At 69.2% G+C, this 23,807-nt stretch carries 20 protein-coding genes and 1 pseudogene; 13 read left to right on the top strand and 8 right to left on the bottom strand.

All coding sequences use genetic code 11. The annotated features are described in order from the left end of the window. Nucleotides 1-47: 47 nt before the first annotated feature. The 6 genes from C8258_RS00415 (at nucleotide 48) to C8258_RS00390 (ending at nucleotide 6,813) form a co-directional block, all read left to right on the top strand. Nucleotides 48-1,973 carry a BTAD domain-containing putative transcriptional regulator gene (locus tag C8258_RS00415; RefSeq protein WP_106953365.1) on the top strand — a complete coding sequence of 642 codons (1,926 nt, stop codon included), beginning with the start codon at nucleotides 48-50 and terminating at the stop codon, nucleotides 1,971-1,973. 30 nt (nucleotides 1,974-2,003) lie between these two features. After that, on the top strand, nucleotides 2,004-2,231 hold the full coding sequence (locus C8258_RS00410; protein WP_039778153.1) for a hypothetical protein: 228 nt from the start codon (nucleotides 2,004-2,006) through the stop codon (nucleotides 2,229-2,231). Nucleotides 2,232-2,608: 377 nt separating this feature from the next. Continuing rightward, entirely contained in the window at nucleotides 2,609-3,511 is a 903-nt protein-coding gene (locus tag C8258_RS00405; RefSeq protein WP_106953965.1) for an SDR family oxidoreductase, read from the top strand. Between the two features lies 1 nt (nucleotide 3,512). Next, nucleotides 3,513-4,433: a reductase gene (locus C8258_RS00400; protein ID WP_106953364.1), complete on the top strand. Its 921-nt coding sequence runs from the start codon at nucleotides 3,513-3,515 to the stop codon at nucleotides 4,431-4,433. Continuing rightward, a complete protein-coding gene (locus C8258_RS00395; protein WP_106953363.1) occupies nucleotides 4,430-5,956 on the top strand; it encodes an NAD(P)/FAD-dependent oxidoreductase in 1,527 nt (508 codons plus the stop codon). The genes C8258_RS00400 and C8258_RS00395 overlap by 4 nt, the downstream gene beginning before the upstream one ends. Before the next feature lie 83 nt (nucleotides 5,957-6,039). Beyond that, entirely contained in the window at nucleotides 6,040-6,813 is a 774-nt protein-coding gene (locus C8258_RS00390) for a MerR family transcriptional regulator (RefSeq protein ID WP_369974685.1), read from the top strand. 15 nt (nucleotides 6,814-6,828) lie between these two features. Here the strand turns inward: C8258_RS00390 and C8258_RS00385 are convergent, their stop codons facing one another. Further along, nucleotides 6,829-7,554 carry a TetR/AcrR family transcriptional regulator C-terminal domain-containing protein gene (locus tag C8258_RS00385; protein WP_158271183.1) on the bottom strand — a complete coding sequence of 242 codons (726 nt, stop codon included), beginning with the start codon at nucleotides 7,552-7,554 and terminating at the stop codon, nucleotides 6,829-6,831. Between the two features lie 133 nt (nucleotides 7,555-7,687). Here C8258_RS00385 and C8258_RS00380 point away from each other — a divergent pair, with 133 nt between their 5' ends. Then, on the top strand, nucleotides 7,688-8,344 hold the full coding sequence (locus C8258_RS00380) for a TetR/AcrR family transcriptional regulator (RefSeq protein WP_106953361.1): 657 nt from the start codon (nucleotides 7,688-7,690) through the stop codon (nucleotides 8,342-8,344). On the opposite strand, the gene C8258_RS00375 is transcribed toward C8258_RS00380, so the two are convergent. After that, nucleotides 8,337-9,935, bottom strand: coding sequence for a GMC oxidoreductase (locus tag C8258_RS00375; RefSeq protein ID WP_106953360.1), 1,599 nt, complete (start codon nucleotides 9,933-9,935; stop codon nucleotides 8,337-8,339). The two genes, C8258_RS00380 and C8258_RS00375, sit on opposite strands and share 8 nt — an antisense overlap. A gap of 289 nt (nucleotides 9,936-10,224) precedes the next feature. Here C8258_RS00375 and C8258_RS00370 point away from each other — a divergent pair, with 289 nt between their 5' ends. Beyond that, a complete protein-coding gene (locus C8258_RS00370) occupies nucleotides 10,225-10,794 on the top strand; it encodes a helix-turn-helix domain-containing protein (RefSeq protein WP_106953963.1) in 570 nt (189 codons plus the stop codon). Between the two features lie 22 nt (nucleotides 10,795-10,816). On the opposite strand, the gene C8258_RS00365 is transcribed toward C8258_RS00370, so the two are convergent. From C8258_RS00365 to C8258_RS00350, 4 genes are all read right to left on the bottom strand, one after another. Then, complete coding sequence (locus tag C8258_RS00365) at nucleotides 10,817-11,257, bottom strand: hypothetical protein (RefSeq protein WP_106953359.1); 441 nt, start codon at nucleotides 11,255-11,257, stop codon at nucleotides 10,817-10,819. A 142-nt stretch (nucleotides 11,258-11,399) separates the two neighbouring features. Continuing rightward, on the bottom strand, nucleotides 11,400-12,413 hold the full coding sequence (locus C8258_RS00360) for a TIGR03617 family F420-dependent LLM class oxidoreductase (protein WP_106953358.1): 1,014 nt from the start codon (nucleotides 12,411-12,413) through the stop codon (nucleotides 11,400-11,402). Between the two features lie 49 nt (nucleotides 12,414-12,462). After that, nucleotides 12,463-13,383, bottom strand: coding sequence for an SDR family NAD(P)-dependent oxidoreductase (locus C8258_RS00355; protein ID WP_106953357.1), 921 nt, complete (start codon nucleotides 13,381-13,383; stop codon nucleotides 12,463-12,465). 80 nt (nucleotides 13,384-13,463) lie between these two features. After that, nucleotides 13,464-14,687, bottom strand: coding sequence for a cytochrome P450 (locus C8258_RS00350; protein WP_369974684.1), 1,224 nt, complete (start codon nucleotides 14,685-14,687; stop codon nucleotides 13,464-13,466). A 281-nt stretch (nucleotides 14,688-14,968) separates the two neighbouring features. Here C8258_RS00350 and C8258_RS32420 point away from each other — a divergent pair, with 281 nt between their 5' ends. Beyond that, nucleotides 14,969-15,118, top strand: coding sequence for a hypothetical protein (locus C8258_RS32420; RefSeq protein WP_157121512.1), 150 nt, complete (start codon nucleotides 14,969-14,971; stop codon nucleotides 15,116-15,118). A gap of 1 nt (nucleotide 15,119) precedes the next feature. Here C8258_RS32420 and C8258_RS00345 read toward each other — a convergent pair whose 3' ends face one another. Together C8258_RS00345 and C8258_RS00340 are read right to left on the bottom strand one after the other, a co-directional pair. Then, nucleotides 15,120-16,925 carry a thiamine pyrophosphate-requiring protein gene (locus C8258_RS00345; protein ID WP_106953356.1) on the bottom strand — a complete coding sequence of 602 codons (1,806 nt, stop codon included), beginning with the start codon at nucleotides 16,923-16,925 and terminating at the stop codon, nucleotides 15,120-15,122. A gap of 85 nt (nucleotides 16,926-17,010) precedes the next feature. After that, nucleotides 17,011-18,021 carry an SDR family oxidoreductase gene (locus tag C8258_RS00340; protein WP_233224796.1) on the bottom strand — a complete coding sequence of 337 codons (1,011 nt, stop codon included), beginning with the start codon at nucleotides 18,019-18,021 and terminating at the stop codon, nucleotides 17,011-17,013. Between the two features lie 230 nt (nucleotides 18,022-18,251). Here C8258_RS00340 and C8258_RS00335 point away from each other — a divergent pair, with 230 nt between their 5' ends. From C8258_RS00335 to C8258_RS00320, 4 genes and pseudogenes are all read left to right on the top strand, one after another. Beyond that, nucleotides 18,252-21,170 (top strand): FAD-binding and (Fe-S)-binding domain-containing protein, encoded by a 2,919-nt coding sequence (locus C8258_RS00335; protein WP_106953354.1) that lies wholly within the window; start codon nucleotides 18,252-18,254, stop codon nucleotides 21,168-21,170. Further along, nucleotides 21,167-22,270, top strand: a complete 1,104-nt coding sequence (locus C8258_RS00330; RefSeq protein WP_106953353.1) for an enolase C-terminal domain-like protein — start codon at nucleotides 21,167-21,169, stop codon at nucleotides 22,268-22,270. The genes C8258_RS00335 and C8258_RS00330 overlap by 4 nt, the downstream gene beginning before the upstream one ends. Before the next feature lie 54 nt (nucleotides 22,271-22,324). After that, entirely contained in the window at nucleotides 22,325-23,278 is a 954-nt protein-coding gene (locus C8258_RS00325) for a TIGR03557 family F420-dependent LLM class oxidoreductase (RefSeq protein WP_106953352.1), read from the top strand. Nucleotides 23,279-23,317: 39 nt separating this feature from the next. Continuing rightward, nucleotides 23,318-23,779 (top strand): annotated as a pseudogene (locus tag C8258_RS00320) (ornithine decarboxylase); the annotation flags it as partial. Nucleotides 23,780-23,807: the final 28 nt, after the last annotated feature.

Genomic DNA, 23,807 nt, shown 5'->3' with positions numbered 1-23,807 from the left:
GCTGGTTCGGTGCGCGATCGATACTCGGCGGCGGGAATGAGCAACCGATGAGTGCGCAGCTCACCGACCCCGATGCGGCACCCTCGGCCGGAGTCCTGGGCCCGGTGCGGGCCGTCGCCGCCGACGGGACGCCGCTGCCGCTGCACGGCCCCCGCCACGCCGAGGTGCTGGCCCGCCTGATCGCCGCCGGGGGACGGGTGGTGCCGGTGCCGGCAGTGGTGGCAGACCTGTGGGAGCAGCCGCCGCCGGGAGCGGTCGCCGCCGTGCGCACGTTCGTCGCCGCACTGCGGCGCGCGCTGGAACCCGGTCGCGCACCACGCACCCCTTCCCGTGTGATCGTCACCGAGGGCACCGGATACCGGCTGATGTTGCCCCGCGACCACGTCGACGCCTGGTCCTTCGACGATCTGGTCCGCGCGGCGGCGAATCAGGCCGGGCCTCCGCGGATAGAGACGCTGGAGACGGCCCTCGCGCTCTGGCGCGGAGACGCCTACGGCGACTACCGGTGGGCGCGCGGAGAGGCCGCGAAACTCGGCGAATTGCGTTCGGCCGCAGTAGAAATGCTCGCGGAGGCGTGGATCCGGTCCGGGCGGCCGGAACAGGCCGTCGCCGAACTCGAGACGCATCTGCACGCCCATCCCGCACGCGAACGGGCCTGGCTGTTGCAGGCGCGCGGGCTGTGGCAGGCCGGGCGGCGGGAGGACGCGCTGGCGGCACTGCGGCGGGCCCGCACCCGGCTCGGCGCGGAGGCCGGATTGGATCCCAGTGCCGAACTGACCGCTCTCGAGCGCGAAATCCTCACCGCGGATACGGAATTCGGCGAGCACCGATTGTGGCGGGAGACCGTCGCCGCCTCCGGTGCCCTCGGCCCCCGCAGCCGCCTCACCTCCTCCGCCGACCTGTTGCGCGGCCTGGCCCTCACCGACGCGACCGGTCTGACGACCGCCCAGGACCGCCGGGCGCGCGCGATCGACGACCTGTCCGCGATCGACGATCCCGAACTCACGGCCACCGCGCTGACCCGCATGGAGGTCCCCGGGGTCTGGTCGGTACTCGACGACCCGGCCCGGTCGGCGCGCGTGGCCGAGGCCGCCCGCACCACCCTCGAACGCTTGGACGTCGAGGCCGCGCCCGCGCTGCGCGCCCGGCTGCTCGCGCTGTTCGCCGTCGAAACTCGCGGCCGCCGTGGCACTTCCGGTGCCGAGGCGGCGCGCGCCGCCGAACGGATCGCCCGCGACCTGGGCGATCCGTCCGTCCTCGTGCTCGCTCTCGACGCCCGATTCCTGCAGTCCTTCCACACCCCGGGCCGGTGGCCGATGCGGGCGCGGCTCGCACATGAGCTCATCACCGTGTCGAGCCGGCACGACCTGTCGACCTACCTGATCCTGGGACATCTCGTCGCGATGCAGGCCGCGGCCGCACTGGGCGACGTGGCCGCCGCCGACGAGCACGCCGCCACGGCCGACCGGCTCGCGGTGCGCTACGAGCGCGACCTGGTCGGCGTGTTCACCACCTGGTACCGCGCGCTGCGCACCGTGCTCACCGACCGGCCCGAGCCGGAGGTGGCAGATGCCTACGAACGCGCACTCGCCACCCTGCCGGGCTGCGGAATGCCCGGTGTGGCAGCCGGTCTCGCGCCGCTGACCCGCCTGTGCCTCGCGCTGCGGGCCGGCCGCGACCCGGCCGAATTCGCCGCGGTCGACTTCGGGCCGAACACCCCCTACGTCGCCGCGCTGGTCCGACCCCGGGACGCTCACGAACTGCTGCGTGCGGCGCCGGCCCCGCCGCCGGACCACCTGGCCGAATTGCGTTGGGCGCTACTCGGAATCGCCGCCGGCCGGTTCGCGGACCGGGAGACCGCGCGCCAGGTGCACCGCGCGCTGAGCCCGGCGCGGGGCGAACTGCTGGGGGCGGGAACCGGCATGCTGAGCCTCGGTCCGGCCGACGCGCTCCTGGATCGTCCGGCGCCGTAACGAAACATCCGGGGGTGCGATCCCTCGGATGTGAGTATCAACGGCCTCTCGGCCGCCCAGCAGCGCGCCGCGTTGCGCCGCCTCGTGGTGGCCTTCGGTGAACTGAACACCATCGTCGAACTCGCCGCGGCCGAGGCCTCTCCGGATCTGCGCGAACATGCCGAAATCGCGCGGGACATGCTCGGCGCCCTGGTCACGGAGGTGGCGCAGCCCTCTCGCGATCGCCGGTGCTATCTGCCATTGACAAATGGCACATAGGTAGATGATGCTCGGTAGATGGAGACGAGAAGGTCAACGGAGACCTCGCCGTCGGCCACCGCACCGGTCCCGTCGTCACCGTCGCCGCGTGCGCGGCCGGCGCTGACCGGGGGACGGTACGGGGTACGGCCGATCAACTACCTGCTGCCGGCGAATCCGCTCGGCATCGCCGCCACCCGTGGACCGGTCGCGTCGATCATGGCGCTCTGCGGACCGGTGTTGCCGGGAACCCGTGTGACACAGGTCCGTTCGGGTTCGCTGCGCGGGGAATGGGTGCACGCGGCCGCCTTCATCACCGGTCTACCCACGCGATCCCGTGCGGCACAACCGGTATCGAGTGTCCGAGAGGCGGGATAGCGATGTGGATCGTGGATGCGATGGCCGGGGCGAATGCGGCGCTGCGGTCGGTGATCGGCGGTGGTGACCGTACCTACGGAGCGAAGGCCGTCGTCACCGGCGCCGGCAGCGGCATCGGACGTGCCTTCGCGCTGGAGCTGGCCGGGCGCGGGGGAGAGGTGATCTGTGCCGATATCGACCTCGGCCGCGCCGAGGAGACGGTCGCGCTCATCGATCGGACGCACGGCCGCCGCGCGCACGCCGTCCGCTGCGATGTGGCACAGCGCGCGGAGGTGGAATCGCTGGCGCGCCACAGTGCCTCGCTTTTCCACGGGCCGCCGACACTGGTGATCAACAACGCCGGTGTCGGCATCGGCGGAAAGCCGGTGGGCGACATCGGCTTCGAGGACTGGCAGTGGGCGCTGGGCATCAACCTGTGGGGTGTGGTGCACGGATGCGAGCTGTTCGTGCCGCAGCTGCGCCGCGCCGGCCGCGGTGGCATCATCAATGTGGCCTCGGCGGCCGGATTTGCCGCCGCACCCGCGATGGCCCCCTACAACGTCTCCAAAGCGGGCGTGGTGTCGCTGTCGGAAACCCTCGCCGCCGAACTGTCGGGTACCGGCGTGGCCGTGACGGTGCTGTGCCCGACCTTCGTGCGCACCAACGTCGCCCGCGACGGACGCATCACCGCCGGATCGGCCCGGCTGGCCACCGAACTGATGCGCTGGACCGGCTTCTCGCCCGACCACGTCGCGCGCATCACCCTCGACGCCCACGAGCGCGGCCGCCTGCATGTGCTGCCGCAGCTGGACGCGGTGGTCGTCTGGCATCTCAAACGACATTTCCCGGCCACCTACACCCGGGCCCTCGGCGTGCTGAACCGGATTCTGCCGCACGACGATTCGGCTCCGGCACCGGCCCGCAGCGAGAAGACAGGAGTCTGACATGTCCTTCGACTTCGACGATATGCTGGCCAAGATCAAGTCCCGGCAGTGGGCGCTGGCCGATATCGACTGGGACGCACCGGGTGCGGAACTGATCGACCCCGACCTGCACGCCAAGCTGACGCCGTTCATGGCGGATCTGATGTGGATCGAGAACGTCGGCGCGCGCGGCTTCGCGGCGATGGCGAAGAAGGCCCCGACGCAGACGCTGCGCGAGATCTACCGGTACTTCCACGCCGAGGAGCAACGCCACGCCAACGCCGAACTGGCCCTGATGCGGCGCTGGGGCATGCTCGACGGCGACGAGATCCCCGAACCGAATATCAACGTCAAGCTGGTCATCGACTTTCTCGACAAATACGCCGACGGCATGTCGCTGTCGTTTCTGGGCACGGTGATTCCGATGCTGGAGGTGGCCCTCGACGGCGCGCTGATCAAATTCGTCACCGACGAGATCGCCGACCCGGTCGCCCAGGAGGTGTTCCGCAAGATCAACTCCGACGAATCCCGGCATCTGGCCACCGATTACGCGGTGATGGAACTGCTCGGGCACTCCACCGCCCGCAAACTGGCGATCGACCTGGTCGGCGGCTGGGCGAAGCCGTCGCTGATGATCGGTGTGCTCAGCTATGTGCCGTTGCTGAACAAGATGCGCGACAACATCGTCGCGATGGGAGTCGACGAGGACAAACTGTATGCCGCGATGCGCCGGTTCAAGGCGGTCGGGGAGCGCACGCCCGTGGTGAACCGGGTACCGATGTACCGGATCGTCAAGCTGCACAGCGACTGGGTGGTCAACCGCGACCACCCCTACCACCTGCTGGCCGACATGCTGGTGAAGGTGACCGCCCGCATCCCCGACCGGGTGCTGCCCGCGCAGCCGACCTGGTCGAAGGAACTGACCTACGAGCCGGTCGCATGACCACGGGCCGATACACCGTGTTGGACGTCGCGATCGTCGGAGCCGGATTCGCCGGGATCGGGGCGGCGATCCGGTTGCGGCAGTGCGGAATCACGAATTTCGCGCTCTTCGAACGGGACCGGCGCGTGGGCGGCACCTGGCGCGACAACACCTATCCGGGCGCGGCCTGCGACATTCCGTCGCGCCTGTACTCCTACAGTTTCGCGCCCAATCCGGATTGGTCGCAGACCTATTCCGGCAGTGCGGAAATCCTCGGCTACATCGATGCGATGGTCGAGAAGTTCGCGCTCGGCGATTCGATTCGCTTCGGGCACACCGTAACCGGACTGACCTACGACGAGGCGGCGGGGGAATGGGAGATCGTCTTCGACGCCGGCCGCGCACCGGTGCGGGCCCGCTCGGTGGTGGTCGCGTCCGGACCGCTGGCCAACGCGAGCCTGCCGGACATCCCGGGTCGCGACAGCTACGAGGGTCATATGATCCACTCCGCCCGCTGGGATCACGACTACGACTTCACCGGCAAGAAGGTAGCCGTGGTCGGCACCGGCGCCAGTGCGGTGCAGATCGTCCCGGAACTGGTCGAACGGGCCGGGTCGGTGAAGGTCTTCCAGCGCACCCCGGGCTGGGTCCTGCCGCGGATCAACCGGCACACCACCAGCCTGACCCGGCAGCTGTACCGGCACCTGCCGCTCACCGAGCGGCTCGCCCGGCAGGCCTGGTTCTGGGGGCACGAATCGGTGGCGCTGGGCGTGGTGTGGAATACGCCGCTGACCCGGATCGTGGAATCGGTGGCGCTGGCCCATCTGCACAGCCAGGTCCGTGATCCGTGGTTGCGACGGCAGCTGACGCCCGACTTCCGGGCCGGATGCAAGCGGCTGCTGATGAGCAGCGACTACTACCCGGCGTTGCAGCGCGACAACTGCACGCTGGTCACCTGGCCGATCGCGGGAATGTCGCCGGCGGGAATCCGCACCGCCGAGGGAATCGAGCACCGGTTCGACTGCATCGTGTTCGCCACCGGTTTCGAGGTGTCCAAGGCGGCTGCGCCGATCCCGATCACCGGCCGGGGCGGGCGCATGCTCGACGACGAATGGCGCAGGGGCGCATACGCGTACAAGAGTGTGACCGTCGCCGGTTATCCGAATCTGTTCTTCACCTTCGGGCCCAATTCCGGCCCCGGGCACAATTCGGCGCTGGTGTACATGGAGGCACAGATCGACTATCTGGCCGCGGCGATCGGCATGCTGCTCGAGCGGAATCTGCATTCGCTCGAGGTGCGCCGCGACCGGCAGGACCGCTACAACCACCGCCTGCAGCGCAGGCTGCGGGCGACCACCTGGAATTCCGGATGCCGCAGCTGGTATCTGACCGAGGACGGGTTCAACGCGACCATGTTCCCGGGCTTCGGCAGTCAGTTCACCGGTCAGCTCGCCACCCTCGATCCGCGCGACTATGTCCTGATCCCCGGGCGCGGTGGCGGGCGCGCGCCCGTCGCCGATCGGGCGGTGATCTCGTTGGGCTAATGTCGACACGATGCGTCGCGCCCGGGCTGCTCACAGGGCCGGGGGCGGGTGCGACGCGGGTCGGCGTCCGGCACGAGGAAAGGGTGGGCGAGAACGGGATGGCGGAGTACCGCATCGATGAACTCGCCCGCGCCGCAGGCACAACCAGCCGCAATGTGCGCGCCTACCAGGAACGTGGCCTGCTGCCCCCGCCGGTGCGCCGGATCGGGCGTGCGCTGATCTACGACGACTCCCATCTGGAGCGGTTGAAGATCATCGACGTGCTGTTGCAGCGCGGGTTCACCACCGCCCATATCGCCGATTTCATCACCGGCTGGGAAACGGGTAAGGACCTCACCGAGATCCTGGGACTGCAGCACGCGGTCACCGCCGCCTGGGGGCAACCGGACGAGACGCTTCAGGTGCCCCGCGAATTGATAGACACCTTCCTCGGTGAGGAGGCGGCCGATCCGGAGATCCTGGCACGTCTCGCCGAACTCGGGCTGGCCCGGATCGGCACGGAGACAGTCGAATTCACCGATCCGCAGCTGCTGGAGAATTTTGCCGAACTGCACGGTTACGGGTTCCGGCTGGGCCGGCTGGCCGATCTGCAGGCGGCCGTCAGCGGCCGCCTCGACGAGATCGCCCACGACATGATGGCGGCCGCCAAGGAACATATCGTCGACACGCACGGCCCCGGCTGGCTGCCCGACACCGACGACGAAATCGCCGAAACCGCCAAGATGCTCACTCATTTGCGCGGTCTCGCCGTCACGGCGGTGAACAACACCCTGGCACGGTCGCTGGACCGCGTGCTGCGGGAGGAATTGGGCGACTACCTCGCCGAGGCCGTGGATCGCCGCGCCAGGGAGAACTGACCGGCGCCTGCGCGGTCAGGACCGGCCGGGACGACGCCCGGGCACCGCCGGAACACCCGCGCCGTGCCGGATTTCCAGCCGCCGTTCCAGTCCCTCGATGATCAGGGTGAGATCGAATTCGAACTGCTCACCGACGCGCCCATCGGTTTCGCGAGCGGCGGCGACCGCACGCAGCAGCGGAAATCCCGACTCGTTGCCCAGCGTGCGCCGCACCGCGGCCGCCTGCGGGTCGATCGGCCCGCCGCCGGCGTCGAGCGCCTCGCGCGCGGCCGAATAGGCCATCGCCGCAACGAGTTTCAGCGTGCGCCCGGCTTCGCTCGCGTCCAGTCCGGCGCGGACCAGCGCGGCCATGATCCGCTCGACCAGTTCCAGCGCCGACAGGCCCGCCTTGCCGTCGAACCGGACGTAGACGATGAGCGCACCCACCTGCACCAAGGCGTCGACCACCGCGTGGCCGAACAATCGCAGCAACTCGCGCCAGTCCGCCCGCTCGGGCAGATCGACCCGGCCGAAGCCGGTGTCGAACGCGTCGAACGCGACCAGTTCGAGCAGGCCCTGGCGATCGCTGACGTGATAGTTGAGTGATTTGCGATGCACGCCGAGCGCATCGGCCACCGCCTGCATGGTCAGATTCTCCGGCTCCAGATCGCGTGCGGCGGCGAGGATGCGGCGGCGGTTCAGCCGGGGCGGGCGCCCGCGGCGACGCCCCGCAGCGATCACGGCCTCACCGGAATCTGCCATGGGTGGCCTCGACGTGGCCGCTTTTTCCCGGCCGGTGAAAATAATGTGGGAACTTTTCCGGGTCTCGGTGAGGCCGTGCGCCGGGCTAGGATCGACGATCGGTCCTCGGGCGAAGACCAGGCAGGAGTATGTGATGGCGTCGAAAGCCGCCGGGCAGCGTCGCCGGCCCACGCAGGAGCGGGCCAAGGCGACCCGGGAGCACATCCTCGACACCGCCGCCCGGCTGTTCGGCGAGCGCGGCATCGCCAATACCTCGACCAACCGGATCGCCGCCGAGGCCGGTATGAGCATCGGCACCGTGTACCGCTACTTCTCCGATCGCACCGTCATCGTCGAGGAGCTGCTCGCGCGCCTGCTCGAGAACATCGAAAAGCGCGCCACCGACAGCATTTTCGACCGCTCGGACGCCACCATGCACGAGATGACCTCGCGCCTGCTGAACTCGATCGCCGAGGAGTTGGTGGCCAACGCGCTGCTGGTCCGCGCGCTGGTCGCCGGGGTGCAGTTCTACAGCAGCGGCATTCCGGAGTTCGAGCCGCGGCTGCGCCTGCTGATCAAGGTGCTGCTGATCCAGGTGCTCGGCCCCGGTGACGATCACGAATACGACGTGATGACCTTCGTGGTGATCAACACCGGCTTCTCCGCTGTACTGCGGGCCTCGGCCATCGAATTCGACGAGCAGCAGCGCCGCGAGGCCATCGACATGACCGCGCACATGATCGGCGACTGGATCGAAGCCGAGGCCGCGCGGCGCAGCGGGGCCGGGGCCCCGGCGCCACGCCTCAGATGACGGTGCCGATATCGGTGGCGACGATGCGGTCGAGCGCGCGTTCGGCGACCGCGGCGATGGTCATCGACGGATTGCAGGCCGCGGTACTGCCAGGAATCAGGGCGCCGTCGAGCACGTAGAGACCGCGCGTGCCGTGCACCCGGCCCTCCAGGTCGCAGACCGTGCCCATCGGCGCGCCACCGAGCGGATGCCAGGTGCTCGGGGCCGCGGCATTGGTGTCGAGCACCGTGCTGCCGGGTCCCGCGATGGCATGGACGCGCGCGGCGATGCGCTGCTGCAGTGCGGCGTCGGCGTCGGCGGGCCAGTACAGTCTCGCGTCGTCGGTGGCCGCGTCGTAGGCGAGATGTCCACGGCCGTCGGTGATTCCGAAGCCGACCAGCATGGTCGAATGCGCGTCCACACCGGCCGGCGGAATCGACGCCTGGATCACGGTATTGGCGATGGCCGGATCCTCCCATTCCTTGCTGCCGTAGACCACCGGGCCGCCCTGGGCGGTGCCGAAATCGTCGGTGGCGCTGGTCCAGGTGAAGATCCGGTCGCCGTTGTTGCCCCACTGACCGCCGAGGCCGTCGGGCAGATCCGCGATCTGTCCCTTCGCGGCGGCCCGCAGCAGCAGCTTGGTGGTATTGATGCTGCCCGCGGCCATGATCAGCGCGTTCGAGGTGAGAACGAGGCGTTCGACGACCCGTCCGGCGGTATCGATCCGATCCACGCTGATCTGCCAGCGGCCGTCGGGCGTCCGCGCCACATCGGTGACCTCGTGCTGGGTTCGCACCGTGGCGCGGCCGGTCGCCTCGGCGCGGGCCAAATAGGTGACATCGACGGAATGTTTGCCGCCGTTGTTCACCCCGAGCGCGCAGTCGCCGTTGATGTAGGAGGGTTTCATCTCGCCGCGCATCTCGCGCAGCGCGAAGCTCCAGTCGATCGGCATGGGAATCTTCGACAGCTCGTAGCCGGCCGCGCCGACGTTGCGCGCGAACGCCCGGGAGGGCAGATAGGTGGGGCTGTCGATCAGCTCGTCGGGTGCGACGTCGGCGCCCAGCATTCGCGCCACCCGCGGGTAGTGCTCGCGCGCCATCAGCGCGTAGTCGAGTTCGGCGGGGAAGACCTCGGAGAAGGTCGCCTCGGTCGGCTGCAGCGTCATGCCCTGGTACACCAGCGAGCCGCCGCCGACACCCGCGGCGCAGACCGCGGTCATGTTCTCCCCGACCACGGCCTCGAGCAGGCCGGTGTACGGCTCGAGCGCCACCGGCACGCCCAGCACCTCGGGCGCGGACCGGTACCAGAGCATGCGCCGGTCGGGGCGCGTCGGGTGCGGGAAGGTGTCGGCATTCGGGCCGGTCGGCCAGCGCATACCGCGTTCGAGGACCAGGACGTCGACGCCGGCCTCGGCCAGCCGTAGCGCGCTGACGCCGCCACCGAATCCCGAGCCGATGATGACGACCCGATGATCTTCCCTGGTCAGCGGGATCGACGTCTGTCGTCTCCCGGTGGTCATCCAGGGCTGGGCGCTCGCGGTGGCCGCGGTGGCCAGTGTCAATCCGGCAGCGGTGGCGCCGAGCAGAAAGGAGCGTCGCTTCATCGGGGTCATGCACTCTCCATCAAGACCTACAGGTACGTAACATCGGTCGCGTGGTTCGCCTCGGACGCGAAAACAGGGTGCGTGCCCGGCGAGCATGACCGAAACCAACCGGACAACAGTCTCCGGTTGCTAGGGCAGTGTGTACGACCGGGCCCGTCTCGTCAACTGCAACTTGTTCCAATCGAGGTGGCGCGGGTTCGGCGTCGTGAAATCCGCACGCGCCGAAGGACACCGGGCGCGGAGGGCGGCATCCGTCCGCCGTGTCGAATCGCCGACCGCGTGCGGTAACGTCGATCAGATGACCGCGTCACCCCGGGCCAATCGAGGGCCGAAGGCCGCTGCGGCGAACCGACGGGCGTTGGTTCGCGCGGCGCGGGAGGTGTTCGCCGAGAACGGCTTCGACGCACCGCTGAATTCGATCGCCCGCGCGGCGGGAGTGGGCCCGGGCGTGCTGTACCGGCACTTCCCGACCCGCGAATCGATGATTCTGGCGGTGTTCGACGACAACGTCGTCGCGATCGAGGAGGTGGCGAATCGGCCGGGGACCACGGCGGTGGATCTGCTGGATTTCATCGTCGACCAGATCGCGGTCTCGGCCGGATTCATCGCCACGATCGATCCCACCGGCTTCGACGATCCGCGGCTGTTCGAGGTGTCGCGCCGGCTCGTCGACCTGATCGGCGCCAAACTGGCCGATACCGATCTGCGCGGCTCGCTGCGCCCGGAACTCACCGCCGAGGATGTCGTGACCGCGCTGGCCATGCTGGCGGCCGTACTGATCAAAACCGAACTTCCGGCGCGCCAGGCCACGGCGCGGCGCGCCTGGAGTCTGCTGATGCGCGGGCTCAGCCGCGAATCCGGCAACTGAGCCGCGTCGCGTGCGCCCGGGGTCAGGCGGCCAGGTCGGAGGGTTCGAAGGGCGCGAAGAAGGCGCCCATCCCGCCGGCGGCCAGCACATCGCCCAGTGCGATGAAATCGTAACTGCCACCGGAATTTCCGGCGATCGCGCGCACCTCGGCGAGATTATCGCCGGTGTCGTGGCGCAGAAGCCGGCGCCGCGCGCGGACCAGATCCTCGGCCGGCACCTGTGCTTCGACGTGGGCCAGCATCAGATGCAGGCACAGCTGCTGGGCCGGGGTCGCCGGACCGGGCGGGCGGCCCGAGGACAGTTCGGCCTCCAACTGGTCGAAGGTCTGGGCCAGGTAGAACAGGAATACCGGGCGCGGACTGTGCAGCAGGACGGCACGCACCTCGTCGCCGAGCAGTTGCGCCGCGCGGCACAGCGCCGCGGTGAGCCGCGGGGTCGGTCCGGTGCTGTCGAAGTCGCTCATCTGTTCTCTCCCAACCACTTCAGTACTGCGAGCTGCCCTGATTCGACGGCGATGATGTCGGCGCCCTCGTGCGCCATCCGCACGGCGTGTCCGGGAGCGTTGATGTGCAGTTTCCACCGAATGAGAAGTAGATTTCTGTCCGTTATTCCGAGGACTGCAACCGGGCCACGAACTCGGCCACGTCGCCGGCCGCGGGCTCGTAGCCCGGGAAGTAACAGCAGATGTCGCGGGCGTAGTCGCCGAAGCGGGCGTGGGCCTGCGCCGCGCATTCGGCGGGGGACCCGACCAGTGCGATGGTGCGGACCATCGGCTCGGTGATCAGCCCCCGCATCTCGGCGTAGCGGCCCTGCTTCGACAGGGCGTTGAGTTCGGGTTGCACCTCACCCCAGCCCTCGGCGTCGAGAACCGGGCGGTAGGCCGGGGTGGAGGCGTAGAAGGCGATGAGCCGCGCGACCGCGTCGACCGCGGCGGCCAGCTCACCGGCGGTACGGCCGAGCGCGACCATGGCCTGGGCGACCACCTCGAATTCGTCGAGTGTGCGGCCCGATTCGGCCAGCCCGCGCCGCAGCGCCGGCACCGTGCGCCGGGTGAAATGCGTGGCGCTGTTGAACGGCATGACCAGCAGTCCGTCGGCCACCTCGGCGGCGGTTCGGGTCATCACCGGTCCGAGCGCGCCCATCAGCACCGGCGGCGGGCCGAACGGATTCGGGCCGGGATCGAAGGTCGGCGGCATCAGCGTATGGGTGAAGAATTCGCCCCGGAAATCCAAGGGCGCGTGGCCTTCCCATGCCGCGAGGATGGCCTTCACCGCCGCGACCGATTCGCCGGTGCGCGCGGCCGGACGTCCCCACCGGCTGCCGTACCGCTTCTCGATGTGCACCCGGATCTGCGACCCCAGCCCCAGCCGGAACCGTCCGCCGCTGAGCGCCTGCAGATCGTAGGCGGTGTGCGCCAGGTGCAGCGGACTACGCGGCCCGGCGATGGCGACATTGGTCATCAGGTGCAGATCGGTCTCCGCGGCGGCGAGAACCAGCGGCACGAACACGTCGTGCGGGCCCTCGAAGGAGAAGATGCCGTCGGCGCCGAGCGCGGCGATCGCGCGAGCGCTGTCGCGGGCACGTAGCGGCGAACCCTCCACCTGCAGATGCACTTTCACCGGTGATCCTTCCGTTCGGTGGCATCACGCTAGCGGAAGGTGCGGCGGCTCAGGCCGGATGCGCGGCGGTGAGACGTTCGGCGCACTCCCACACATCGCGTTCGCGCGCCGGATCGTAGGACTCCGGCGACGATTCGGCGACCCGGTAGCGATCGATGTAGCTACCGGAATCGGCCGGGACGGCTCCGGTAACCACCTCGGCGAGGCGCCGGGCCGCCGTCTTCGGCGTGCTCGCCAGCGGCGTCCAGGTGAGCGCGGGCGCGAGGCGGCGGACGGCGAAGCGCTCCCACGGCCCGGCGTTGCGGGTCAATCCGGTGCCGGGGACGAAACCCGGATTGTAGGAGAGGATGTCGATTCCGGCCGGAAGCCGGCGCGCGTATTCGTGGACCAGGTAGATCATGGCCAGCTTGCTCGTCGAGTACGCGGTGCGGCCCGCGGCCGTACTCGACGGATCGGCGAAGGCGCCGGGGTGGGCCAGCACATCGGGGGAGTGCCACACCGGGCCGGGCACCATGCCCAGGTTGTGCCGCAGATCGCCGAAATGGGTGTCGCTGACGGTGATCACGATCCGCGAGGGCACCACGAAGCGGTCGCCGAGCAGGCGCAGCAGTAGATGGTTGGCCACGACGTTGACGGCGAAGGTGGCCTCGAGCCCGTCCTCGGTCGCGATGGTCGCCTCGGTGTACTGCATCCCGGCATTGCCGACGAATCCGGCCAGCGGCGGCACCTCACCGCGATCGAGCAGTTCGTGGATTCGCCGCGCCGCCGAGCGAATACCGGTCAGCGAGGCGAGATCGGCCTCCACATGCGAGGCCGCGTACCCCGCCCCGGACAGTTCCGCACACACCTGCGGTCCGGACTCGCCGCGTGCCAGTACCAGGAGTCGCGTATCCGGTGCGATGCGCAGAATCTCCCGGGCGGCGATCCGGCCGATTCCACGAGTCGCGCCGGTCATCACGAGGGTGTGCATGTCACGACGGTAACCCGCGCGCGGTCCGCACGCCCGTCGTGCGAATGGCGCAACCGTGCGGGGCGAACGGCGCAGCCGGGTCAGGCGAACGGGCTCTGCAGCGGCGGGGACGGTGGGAAGGTGACCGGCAGTGCGGCCAGTGCATGGTTGAAAGGTCCTGGGCGCCACTGCAATTCCGTTACCGGAACCGCCAGCTCGATATCGGGCAGCGCGTCCAGCAGCTGATCCACGGTGTCCTGGGCGATCAGATACGCGATCCGGCGGGCCGGGCAGGCGTGCGGCCCGGCGCCCAGCGACAGATGGGAGCGGTTGCCGTTGCGATCGCCCTCGCGCACCTGCGGATCGTTGTTGCAGGCCGCGATGCCGATCAGCACGGGCTGATTCGCCGGTAGCCACACATCGTCGATGAGCATCGGCTGGCGCGGGTAGCTCGCGCAGTAGTTCGCCAGCGGCGGGTTGTTGAACAGCACCCAGTCCAGGGCGTCGCGGGTGGTGAGGGTGCCGCCGAGCAGATTTCCGGAGAACCGCTCGTCGGTCATCATCAGCAGCAGGGCGTTGGCGACCAGATGCAGTTGCGGTTCGATACCCGCGCCGTACAGGCTCACCAGCTGATTGATCACCTCCTCGTCGTCGAGGGCGCTCTCGTGCGCGATCAGCCGGGAGGTGATGTCGTCGCCGGGGTGGGCACGCTTGCGGTCGGTATGTTCCTGCAGGGCGGCCGCCAGCATCCGGTTGCCCGCCGCCGCGTCACCGGTGACGTCGAAGATGGGTGCCAGCCCGGCCGCGACCCGCTCGGCGATATCGGGTTCGATGCCCAGCATCGTGTTCAGGCTGGTGAACGCCAGCGGGCGAATGTACTGGGTCAGCAGGTCGGCACGGCCGTCGACGGTGAACGAGTTGATCAGCGGGATCGCGACCCGCTCGACGACGGTGTGCAGCGTGTGCAGGTCGACCCCGTCGATGGCGGCGACATTGGCGGCGCGGAACCGCGCATGGTCGGGGCCGCTGCTGCGCAACGCATTCGGGCGCCAGCCGAGCATCGGCAGAATCGGGCTGTCCGCCGGTACGGTGCGCTGCCAGGCCCGCGGGTCGGCGGGGAAATGCTCGGGATCGTTGAGAATCCGCAGCGCGGCCTGATAACCGATCACCAGGGTCGCCGGCACGCCGGGAGCGAGTTCGATCGGAGCGAAGGAGCGGTGGTGGGCGCGCATCCGCTCATATCCGCCGCGCGGGTCGACGGCGAATTCCTCGGTGTAGAGGGGAACACGAGGTCCGTCCGCGGCGATCGGTGAACTGTGTGCCACGGGACACCTGTTCGACGGCGATTCCAGCGAATGCGGCGTGGTCACAGAAGACAACTCCAAACGGTCGTGGTGGACGTCGACGGCGGCAGCCGTCACCAGTCGTGATGCCAAAAGCGTTGGGCCGAACCATGATCTGAGGTCCGGGAGCCGATGGTACCTACCCGCGTGCCGGTTGCGCAGCGGAAGCCGGGCATCGGTCGCAGGTCCGATGCCCGGCGTCCGGGCCAGTGATGTGGTAGTGGCTCTGTTGTTTCGTGGCCGGTCGTCGCAGACTGACCGATATGACAACTCTGCTGATCATCGCGGTCGTAGCGGCGGTGGCGGCCGCCCTGTTCGACACCGTGGCGCCTCGCGGTGACCGTGCGGAGTTCCGGTGCGCCCTACGGCACGCCAGGCATTCGCTGACCGATTGGGGCGCCGCCCGCGAATGACCTAGTCGTCCTCGCCCGAACGGCGCCCGGGCAGGAACTCCTGTGCCTTGGTCTTCATGCCCTGAGTGACCAGATGCCAGGCGTTCGGGTCGCCGCGCAGCACGGCCTCCGCGGTCGCCTTCATCTGATCCCAGGTGGCGTGCGGTGGGATCGGCGGAACCTCCGGATCGCAGCGCACGTCCAGCAGGGTCGGGCGATCCGCGGTCAGCGCCCGTTCCCAGGCCCCGGCCAACTGCTCCGGATCGTCGACCTCGATCGCCGCGAGGCCGAAGCAGCGCGCGGCGTCCGCGTACGAAATGTCCGGAAGTGACTGCGAATCCTCGAATTTGGGTGAACCGCCCATGGACCGCAGCTCCCAGGTCACCTGGTTGAGGTCGTTGTTGTGGAAGACGCACACCACCAGTCGCTTATCGCTCCACTGTTCGGTGTAGCGGGCGATGGTGATCAATTCGGCCAAACCGTTCATCTGCATCGCGCCGTCGCCGACGAGCGCGATCACCGGGCGATCCGGGTGGGCGAACTTCGCGCCGATCGCGTACGGCACACCGGGCCCCATGGTGGCCAGTGTGCCCGACAGCGAGCCGCGCATGCTGCCGTGGAATTTCAGGCAGCGCGCGTACCAGTTGGTGGAGGAGCCGGAATCGGCGGTGACGATGGCGTTGTCCGGAATCTGCTGCGACAGTTCCCAGACCACCCGCATCGGATTGACCGGTTCGGCGGTAAGCAACGCCTGCCGCTCCACGGTCTCCCACCAGCGCGCCACATTCGACTCGATCGTCTCCCGCCAGGACCGGTCGCTCACCGGCTTCAGCAGCGGAATGATCTCGGCCAGTGTGGCTTTCGCGTCACCGACGAGATTGACCTCGGTCGGATACCGCATGCCGATCATGGTGCCGTCGATATCGATCTGCACGGCACGGGCCTGATCCAGCGGCGGCAGGAATTGGCTGTAGGGGAAGTTCGAACCGATGATGACCAGAGTGTCGCAATCACGCATCAGCTCGTAGCTGGGGCGGGTGCCGAGCAACCCGATCGGGCCCGTCACGAACGGCAGATCGTCGGGCAGCACATCCTTGCCGAGCAGCGCCTTGGCGACGCCGGCGCCGGTGATCTCGGCGAGTTCGGTCACCTCGCGCGCGGCCGAGCGGGCGCCCTGGCCGACCAGGATCGCCACTTTCGAACCGGCGCCGATCACCTCCGCGGCGCGCTCGATCTCCGCGCGCGCCGGAACGACCACCGAATGCATCTCGGCGGGCGGGCTCGACGGCACCTGCTTGAATTCGTGCTGTGGCGGCTCGTAGGTCTCCTCCTGCAGATCCGCCGGAATGATCACCGCGGTGGGTGCGCGCCGGGTCCAGGCCGTGCGGAAGGCCCGGTCGAGGGCGTTGGGCAGCTGTTCGGCGACGTTGACCTCGACCAGATATTCGGAGGCCACATCCTTGTACAGACTCTGCAGGTCGATCTCCTGCTGATAGCTGCCGCCCATCGCGCTGCGCGCGGTCTGGCCGATGATCGCCACCACCGGGACGTGGTCGAGTTTGGCGTCGTAGAGGCCGTTGAGCAGATGGATCGCACCCGGACCGGAGGTGGCCATACACACACCGACGTGCCCGCTGAATTTCGCGTAGCCGGTGGCCGAGAACGCCGCCATCTCCTCGTGCCGGGCCTGGACGAACGTCGGCCGGTCGTCGGTGCGGCCGAAAGCGGCGACGAGACCGTTGATTCCGTCTCCGGGATAGGCGAAAACCTCTTTCACGCCCCACTCGTTGAGCCGGGCCACGACGTAGTCAGCAACCTGTTGCGCCATATCTGTCCTGTCCTCTCCGTGTCGAGCCCGCGGGGATGTGCTGCGTGCCCCCTGGTCGCCGGGCGGGTACCCGCGGTTGCCGTGCTCAACCGCGGCCGGCGGGGCCGATGGTTGGTCGGTGCCGGGCCATCCGGGCGACCGAACCGGCCACCGATTCGACACAGCGCGACATCCACGCCTGCGGACTGTGCCGGTGGGCCCGGCCGTCGAAGTCACCGTGGGCGCCGAAGTCGTGGCCGTGTTCGTCGTCGAGCGGGCGCCAGAGGTTGTCCGGCCGCTCGGATTCGTCGGCGTCGGTTTGCTGCGAGTCGTAGCCGGTGCGTGCCAGATAGCGATCCAGCACCGCGGGCGCGAGCCGCTGCGCGACGACGGTGCCGACCGTGCTCGCGCCGACCCAGTACTGCTTGCGCTCGGGATGCTCGGCGGCGAAGGCGATGGTGTCGGCCACCACCTCGGGCTGGTAGATCGGTGGCACCGGCTGCGGCTTCTTCGGCAAACGTGAACGCACCCAGGAGAATTGGGGTGTGTTGACCGCGGGTGCCTGCACGATCGTCACGTGCACGCCACTGCGCTCGTGCATCAACTCCACCCGCACCGCTTCGAGAAATCCGTTGACCGCGTGCTTGGCGCCGCAGTAGGCCGATTGCAGCGGAATCGCGCGTTCGCCGAGCGCGGACCCGACCTGCACGATGGTGCCGCGATTGCGTGGGCGCATCCGGGCCAGCGCCACCATCACACCGTGCACCGACCCGAGATAGGTCACCTCCGTGACGCGGCGGAACTCCTCCGGCTCGATCTCGGTGAAGGGCGCGAAGACCGAGGTGAACGCCGAATTCACCCAGACGTCGATCGGACCCCACTGCTGCTCGACGCGGTCGGCGGCTGCCTCGACGGCGTCGTGGTCGGCGACGTCGGTCGGAATCGGCAATGCCGCACCACCGGCCTGCTCGACGTCCTTCGCGGCGGCGTCCAGTCCGGCGCGCCCGCGGGCCAGCAGCGCCACGCGCGCCCCGTCGGCGGCGAAGCGCCGTGCGGTGGCGCGCCCGATTCCGGCGCTGGCTCCGGTGACCACCACTACCGGTGACTGTGCGCTCACTCGGTCTCCTCCTCTTCGCGCGGTTGTCCGGCGCCCGAGGGCATATCGCGCGGGCGCCGTATCTGCCGCGTACCCGGGACGCGCGGCGTTATGCGGCAGGGGATCGCCTGGCATCGTGTCCGATTCGGCGGGTGTGACCTGCGGTCGGCCGGGTATTCGCGCGGTGTCCGGCCGCCCGCTGGCGAGGTGCGGCCGCACGTGATCCGGCCGACCACGACAGGGGTGCACGAATGACGATTTCGGATCGCACGGCCCGCCCGCACCGCGGCTCGAATCGAGATCGATGGCCGCTGCAGGCGCTCGAGACCGCACTGAAGGAGGCGGTCGACGGGGAGGTCCGTTTCGATTCGGGAACTCGCGCCACCTATTCCACCGACGCCTCGAACTATCGCGCGCTGCCGCTGGGCGTGGTCGTTCCGCGCACACCGGAAGCCGCCGCGGTCGCGGTCGGCATCTGCCGCGACCACGACGTCCCGTTGCTCTCGCGCGGTGGCGGCACCAGCCTCGCCGGGCAGAGTTGCAATACGGCGGTCGTCATCGACTGGACCAAATACTGCCACCGGCTGCTCGCCGTGGACGCCGAAACCCGCACGGCCGTGGTCGAACCCGGTATCGCGCTCGACCCGCTCAATCACCAGCTGAAGGCGTCCGGGCTGATGGTCGGGCCCAAGCCCTCGACCCACGTCAGCTGCACGATCGGCGGGATGATCGGCAACAACTCGTGCGGTGCCACCGCACAGGCCTACGGCAAAATGGTCGATTCGGTGCGCCGGCTCGAGATCCTCACCTACGACGGGTTGCGCGCCTGGGTGGGTGCCGAGGATCCGATCCCGGGCACGAATCCGGAGGCCGACGAACTGGTCCGCCGCCTGCGGGAGATCCGGGACCGCTATGCCGACGACATCCGCGCGGCCTATCCCGACATTCCGCGCCGCGTCTCCGGCTACAACCTCGACGCGCTGCTGCCGGAGCGGGGATTCGATATCGCGAAGTTCCTCGTCGGCAGCGAGAGCACCCTGGTGACCGTCCTGCGCGCGGAGATCGAGCTGGTGCGGGTGCCGGCCGCGAAGGCGATGGCCGTCCTCGGCTTCCCCGACGTCTATCACGCCGCCGACGCGGTCTCCCGGATCCTGCCGCACGACCCGGCCGCGCTCGAGGGCCTGGACCATCGTCTGGTCCAACTGGAGCACAGCCGGCACCTCGCGGCGAAGGCCATCTCGCAGCTGCCCGACGGGAAGGCCTGGCTGATGGTGCAATTCGACGGCGACGACCAGAAGGAGGCCGACGCGCGGGCGAAGAAGATGATCGCCGACCTCGAGCGCGCCACCGAGGCGAGTTCCACCATCCTCGACGATCCCGACCGCGAGGCCGAGGTGTGGGCCGCCCGCGAGGCCGGACTGGGCGCCACCGCCTATCCGCCCGACGGCCCGGAAACGCACGAGGGCTGGGAGGACGCCGCGGTCCCGCCCGAGCGGCTCGGCGACTACCTGCGCGACTTCGACGCGCTGCTCGACGAATTCGGCTACGAATCCAGTTCGCTCTACGGGCATTTCGGTCACGGCTGTGTGCACACCCGCATCCCGTTCGACCTGCGCACCGCCGACGGCATTGCGCACTATCGGCGCTTCGTCGAACGTGCCGCGCGCCTGGTGAGCAGCTACGGCGGGTCGCTGTCCGGGGAGCACGGCGACGGCCAGTCGCGCGCGGAACTGTTGCCGATCATGTTCGGAGACAAGGTGGTTCGCGCTTTCGGTGAGGTGAAGGCACTGTTCGACCCACGCAATCGGATGAATCCGGGCAAGGTCGTCGAGCCGCACCGGCTGGATTCGGATCTGCGTCAGGGCAGCGCCTACCGGCCGTGGGAACCGATGACGCACTTCGCCTTTCCCGACGACGACCATCGGTTCAGCGAGGCGGCCGGACGCTGTGTGGGTGTCGGCAAATGCCGCGGCGAGAGCAGCGGGGTGATGTGTCCCAGCTACCGCGCCACCCGCGAGGAGGAGCATTCCACCCGCGGCCGGGCCCGGCTGTTGTTCGAAATGCTGCAGGGTGAGGCGATCACCGACGGCTGGCGGTCCACCGAGGTCCGCGACGCGCTCGATCTGTGCCTGGCTTGCAAGGGATGTCGCAGCGACTGCCCGGTCGATGTCGACATGGCCACCTACAAGGCCGAATTCCTGTCTCACCACTACGAACACCGGGTCCGGCCGATGGCCCACTATTCGATGGGCTGGATTCCGCTGTGGGCCCGGCTGGGCACCTCGGTGGCTCCGCTCGCCAATGCGGTGACCCACACTCCCGGCCTGCGGCGCCTGGTCTCGGCGGCGGGCGGCATCGCGCGGCAACGCGAGATGCCGCGCTTCGCCCGCACTCGGTTCACCCGGGCATTCCGCCACCACACGAGCTCCACGACGGGGGAGCGCGGCACCGTGCTGTTGTGGCCCGACACCTTCACCAACAATTTCGAACCGGGCATCGCCGAAGCCGCGGTGACGGTGCTGGAGGCCGCGGGCTTCTCCGTGATCGTGCCCGAGCGCACGGTCTGCTGCGGGCTGACCTGGATTTCGACCGGGCAGCTGCCGACCGCCAAACGGGTGCTGCGCCGCACACTGCGGGTGCTGGCGCCACAGTTGCGCAACAGCACACCGATCGTCGTCCTCGAGCCCAGCTGCGCGGCCGTGTTCCGGGCCGATCTGCCCGAACTGCTCTACGGCGACCAGGATGCCGAGCGGTTGTCGAAACAGACCTACACACTGGCCGAACTGCTGGCCGAACGGGCGCCGGACTGGAACCCGCCGCACGTCGCCACCACCGCGATGGTGCAGCCGCACTGCCACCACCACGCGATCATGCACTACGACACCGATCGGGAACTGCTGTCGTCGACCGGCGCCGACGTCGAGGTCCTCGATGCCGGATGTTGCGGTCTGGCAGGCAATTTCGGCTTCGAACGCGGCCATTACGACGTCTCGGTGGCCTGCGCGGAGGACAAGCTGATGCCGGCCGTGCGCGAGCGCGATCCGGGTACCGTGGTGCTCGCCGACGGGTTCAGCTGCCGCACCCAGATCAGACAGCTGCAACCGGACGCCGATCCCCGCCACGCCGTCGAACTGCTGGCCGAGGCGCTGGCGGCGAAGGACCGGAAGTGACGGCGACCATCGACGAGGCGGTCCGGGTGGGGGTCTACCGCTTCCCGACGCCGGAGCCGGAAGCCGACGGCACCTTGCGGTGGGAGGCGACCACCGCGGTGACCGTGGAAATCGATGCGGGCGGGCAGACCGGACTGGGGTGGACCTACAGCGGCGGCGCCACCGCCGCGATCGTGCGCGAGGTGCTCGCGCCGGTCCTCGCCGGGCGTTCGCCGTTCGATATCGGCGACTGCCGGATCCGGATGCAGCGCGCCTGCCGCAATCTGGGCACCGCCGCGGTCGTGGCCCATGCGCTCAGCGCCGTCGATATCGCCCTGTGGGATCTGAAGGCGCGCCTGCTCGATGTGCCGCTGAGCCGGCTGTTCGGTGCCGTGCGACCGGCGACCCCGGTCTACGGTTCGGGGGGTTTCACCACTCTCACCGACGACGAGCTGGGCGAGCAGATCGACGGCTGGCTGTCGGCGGGATGCCGATGCGTCAAGATCAAGATCGGCGAGGACCGCGGCGAGCGGATCGATCGGGATCTCGAACGGGTGTCCTTCGCGAACGGGCTGCTCGGCGACCGCGCCCGCCTGATGGTCGATGCGAACGGCGCCTACTCCACCGCCCTGGCCCGCCGGGTCGGCACGGACCTGGACCGGCACGGTGTGATCTGGTTCGAAGAGCCCGTCACCAGTGACGATCCCCCCGGTCTGGCCCTGCTGCGCGCGGCGCTGCGCTGCGACGTGACCGCCGGCGAATACGTCTACCGCCCTTACGACGCGGCCGCGCTGATCGGCTCGGTGGACTGTCTGCAACTGGACGTGACCCGCTGCGGCGGCTACAGCGGCTTCCTGGAATGCGCCGCGCTCGCCGCCGCGCACGGCCTCGACATCTCCGCGCACTGCGCGCCCGCGCTGCACGCGCCGATCGTGTCCTCGTTCGCCCACCTGCGCCACGTGGAGTGGTTCATCGACCACAGCCGCCTGGAACCACTGCTGGTCGACGGTGTGCCCGAGGTCCGCGACGGGGCGCTCGCGACCGGCGGGGGCGCCGGGCACGGGATGCGCCTCGCCGACTCGGCCGGAAAATATTCGGTCGAGAGTGCCGGTCACCGGTGAGCTGGTGCGCGCGGGCGGCCGAATACCGGCGCGGCTGCTGGGTAACCGCCGGACATGGCAGCCATCGGATATTTTCTCGCCAGCGAACAATTCGGGCCGAAGGAACTCGTCGAACAGGCCCAGCGCGCGGAGCAGGCCGGTTTCGAGCGGCTGTGGATTTCCGATCACTTTCATCCCTGGAACGACGCCCAGGGGCACAGTCCGTTCGTCTGGGGCACGATCGGCGCGTTGTCCCAGGCCACGTCGCTACCGATCACCACGGCCGTGACCTGCCCGACGGTGCGCATCCATCCCGCGATCATCGCCCAGGCCGCGGCCACCGCGGCCGTGCAACTCGACGGCCGCTTCGTGCTCGGCGTCGGCAGCGGTGAGGCGCTCAACGAGCACATTTTCGGCGATCCGTGGCCCCCGCCGGGGGAGCGGCTGCAGATGCTGGCCGAAGCCGTGGACGTGATCCGCCGCCTGCATCGCGGTGATCTGGTGACCTACCGCGGCGAGCACTACGAGGTGCAGGAGGCGCGGATCTATACCCTGCCGGAACAGCCGGTGCCGATCTATGTGTCCGGATTCGGCCCGCAGGCAACGGAATTGGCGGCGCGCATCGGTGACGGCTACTGCACGAGCATGCCCGACGCGGAGCTGGTCGGCCTGTTCCGCGGCAGCGGCGGAGGCGCCAAACCGGTGCAGATGGGCACCAAGGTGAGCTGGGCGGCCGACGAGGAGTCCGGGGTCGACGCCGCGCATCGGCTGTGGTCCAACGAACTGCTGCCGGGCCAGCTGGGCCAGACCCTGCCGCGCCCCGCCGATTTCGAGGACGCGATGTCGTTGCTCGATCGCGAGGCCTCACGGCGGCACTTCGCCGCCGGACCGGACCCGCAGCGCCACATCGACCAGCTGCGCACCTGTGTGGAAGCCGGCGCGGACGAGGTCTACGTCGGCCAGATCGGACCGGATCTGGAGGGCTTCTTCACCGCATACGAGAAGGAAGTACTGCCGGCCCTGCGCTGAGCGGTACGCGATCACCATCGGCATCCAAGCTGATGGCCGCGGCACCTGTCGCATCCGCCGTCGCCCGAGCAGGTCGAGCGGGCCTGGGAGAAATATCCCGATGCCGCGGGCGCGCTGATCGTCAGTCCGAGCCCGTACGGCACCTGCGCCGACATCTCCGGTATCGCGGAGGTCTGTCATCGCCGCGGCAAGCCGTTGATCATCGACGAGGCGTGGGGCGCGCATCTGCCGTTCCATCCCGATCTGCCGACCTGGGCGATGGATGCCGGCGCCGATGTCTGCGTGGTCAGCGTGCACAAGATGGGCGCCGGCTTCGAACAGGGTTCGGTCTTCCACGTCCAGGGCGATCTGGTCGATGTCGACAAATTGAAGCTGTGCGCCGAACTGCTCACCACGACGAGCCCCAACGTGCTGCTCTACGCGGCCATCGACGGCCGGCGCCGCCAGATGGTCGAGCACGGTGAGAAATTGCTCACCGACGCGCTGCACACGGCCGAACGGGCGCCGCGGTCGTGGACTACCTGCGGTC

Origin of the sequence: Nocardia sp. MDA0666 (assembly GCF_003023875.1) — a bacterium.
GTDB classification, from domain to species: Bacteria; Actinomycetota; Actinomycetes; order Mycobacteriales; family Mycobacteriaceae; genus Nocardia; species Nocardia aobensis.
This window is presented reverse-complemented; position numbering and strand designations above follow the sequence as displayed.

Coding starts and splice junctions, on each gene's coding strand:
- C8258_RS00415 (WP_106953365.1), top strand. CDS start 48: ATGAGTGCGCAGCTCACCGACCCCGATGCGGCACCCTCGGCCGGAGTC.
- C8258_RS00405 (WP_106953965.1), top strand. CDS start 2,609: ATGGCCGGGGCGAATGCGGCGCTGCGGTCGGTGATCGGCGGTGGTGAC.
- C8258_RS00400 (WP_106953364.1), top strand. CDS start 3,513: ATGTCCTTCGACTTCGACGATATGCTGGCCAAGATCAAGTCCCGGCAG.
- C8258_RS00395 (WP_106953363.1), top strand. CDS start 4,430: ATGACCACGGGCCGATACACCGTGTTGGACGTCGCGATCGTCGGAGCC.
- C8258_RS00385 (WP_158271183.1), bottom strand. CDS start 7,554: ATGGCAGATTCCGGTGAGGCCGTGATCGCTGCGGGGCGTCGCCGCGGG.
- C8258_RS00380 (WP_106953361.1), top strand. CDS start 7,688: ATGGCGTCGAAAGCCGCCGGGCAGCGTCGCCGGCCCACGCAGGAGCGG.
- C8258_RS00375 (WP_106953360.1), bottom strand. CDS start 9,935: ATGACCCCGATGAAGCGACGCTCCTTTCTGCTCGGCGCCACCGCTGCC.
- C8258_RS00370 (WP_106953963.1), top strand. CDS start 10,225: ATGACCGCGTCACCCCGGGCCAATCGAGGGCCGAAGGCCGCTGCGGCG.
- C8258_RS00365 (WP_106953359.1), bottom strand. CDS start 11,257: ATGAGCGACTTCGACAGCACCGGACCGACCCCGCGGCTCACCGCGGCG.
- C8258_RS00355 (WP_106953357.1), bottom strand. CDS start 13,383: ATGCACACCCTCGTGATGACCGGCGCGACTCGTGGAATCGGCCGGATC.
- C8258_RS32420 (WP_157121512.1), top strand. CDS start 14,969: ATGACAACTCTGCTGATCATCGCGGTCGTAGCGGCGGTGGCGGCCGCC.
- C8258_RS00345 (WP_106953356.1), bottom strand. CDS start 16,925: ATGGCGCAACAGGTTGCTGACTACGTCGTGGCCCGGCTCAACGAGTGG.
- C8258_RS00335 (WP_106953354.1), top strand. CDS start 18,252: ATGACGATTTCGGATCGCACGGCCCGCCCGCACCGCGGCTCGAATCGA.
- C8258_RS00325 (WP_106953352.1), top strand. CDS start 22,325: ATGGCAGCCATCGGATATTTTCTCGCCAGCGAACAATTCGGGCCGAAG.